Below are 1,745 nucleotides of genomic sequence, written 5' to 3' on the forward strand. Positions count from 1 at the left end.
GTCTTTTAGCTGAGACAGCACGAAGCCGCGCGAAGTGAGAAAGACGATGTCAATGGACCCCGCAAGCCCTAAGTAGTGCCATCAGGAACCAGACGTCCACTGCGGCACCGGCAGTGCACCGGCGTGGCCGACCTTGATCCATCGCCATGTCCTCTGGCTTTTTCAGCCTGAGGTTTTGCAATTGACTTCGGTTAGATAACCCCCAGCTTGGTTGCATCGTGCGACATGAAGCTGTGGACCGGCCGGTAAACAAATGAGCGTTGAAAACGCGGAGGAGAATGGTGTCAAAACAGTCGCCGCTAAGGCCGTCGGACCCAATTGATATGCTTGCGAACGCACGTATTTCGGGTTGCTTAAAGTCCGCAGATCTGGTCGAGCGGGCGCTTGATCACGCCGAAGCCTTAAGAAGTACTGGCAGCCACGCGCTTACGCGGCTGTGGCGGGATGAGGCACTCGCCGCCGCTCGCATTGAAGACCGACTTAGCGAGCGGGGTGTGCTTTTGCCCTCTTTGCTTGCCGGCCTTCCAGTAGTTGTAAAGGATAATTGCGATGTTCGCGGCGACATCACGCAGGCTGGATCTGCTTCCCTGGCAAATGCGCAGCCGGCTCAACGAGACGCAGATTGTGTGGCGCAACTGCGGGCAGCCGGAGCGGTCATCATCGGCAAATCCAACATGTCAGAGTTCGCTTTTGCTAACACGGGTGAGAACCGTGTCTTCGGCACTCCGAGCAATCCGCGCGACCCGTCCCGTCTTGCTGGGGGGTCATCCTCAGGCGCTGCCGCCGCAGTAGCAGACGGATCTGTCGTGGCAGCACTTGGCTCTGACACCGGCGGATCCATACGCGGACCAGCTGCACTGTGCGGCCTTGTCGGCTTCAAAACCTCGGAAGGGCGAATTTCGACCGACGGCGTCGTGCCGCTTTCGACGACGATTGATACCGTCGGTCCCATCGCGCGTTCTGTCAAATGTTGCGCGGTTATGGACGCGGTTCTTGCAAGACAGCCATGGCGTCCTCTTCCGGAGTTTTCGCCTCACGGCGTGTCGTTGGGGGTTCTCCAGAACTTTGTACTCGATGAGCTGGATCAGCCCGTCGCTTCGGCATTCGAAAACGCACTCCGTGTTCTTCAAGGCGCAGGAGCAAGCCTTACCGAATTTTCATGGGAGGAGCTCAACCGCCGTGACTGGCGGGAGGTGTTTTCAAAAATAAGCTACAGTGATATCTACGCAAGCCATGGTCGCTTCGCGGAAGAAAACACGCAGTCGATTGGACCAGAAGTGGTCGATATCATGTTGGCCGGTCGCTCACTTTCACCGCAAGTCCGTTCAGAGGCTTTGACATGTCGTCGCAAAATTGTATTGGACGCGCATGATGTGATGTCTCGTTTTCATGTAGTGGTGATGCCAACTGTCCCAGTGGTTGCACCTCTCCTTTCCGTTCTTTCCGACCTGGAACATGCCAAAAAAGTCGAGAACATGATCGGCAGGAACAATGAACCGGGGAACTTCTTCGATTGCTGCGCGGCAACCATTCCTTGCCAGGCGGCGGGCGAGCTTCCCGTTGGCTTCATGATGATGGCGAAGAATGGTGAAGATAGGCGCGTCCTCGCCATCGCAAATGCCGTTGAGGAAGTCTTCAGAACGCGGGGGCTCGGATAAACGCGGACGGTTGGGCGTGTCGTAAAGCTGCCGGATCTGTTGCAACCTTTTGATTACCAGCGCTGTGGCAAGGAGCCTTCGATCATT

1 protein-coding gene is annotated in these 1,745 nt (G+C 56.6%); it reads left to right on the forward strand.

Annotated features, from left to right (window positions below):
• The first annotated feature begins 323 nt into the window (after window positions 1-323).
• Window positions 324-1,658, forward strand: coding sequence for an amidase family protein (locus EOC06_RS36775; RefSeq protein WP_164898982.1), 1,335 nt, complete (start codon window positions 324-326; stop codon window positions 1,656-1,658).
• Window positions 1,659-1,745: the final 87 nt, after the last annotated feature.

Origin of the sequence: Mesorhizobium sp. M7A.F.Ca.MR.362.00.0.0, from assembly GCF_004023175.1 — a bacterium.
Lineage (GTDB): Bacteria > Pseudomonadota > Alphaproteobacteria > Rhizobiales > Rhizobiaceae > Mesorhizobium.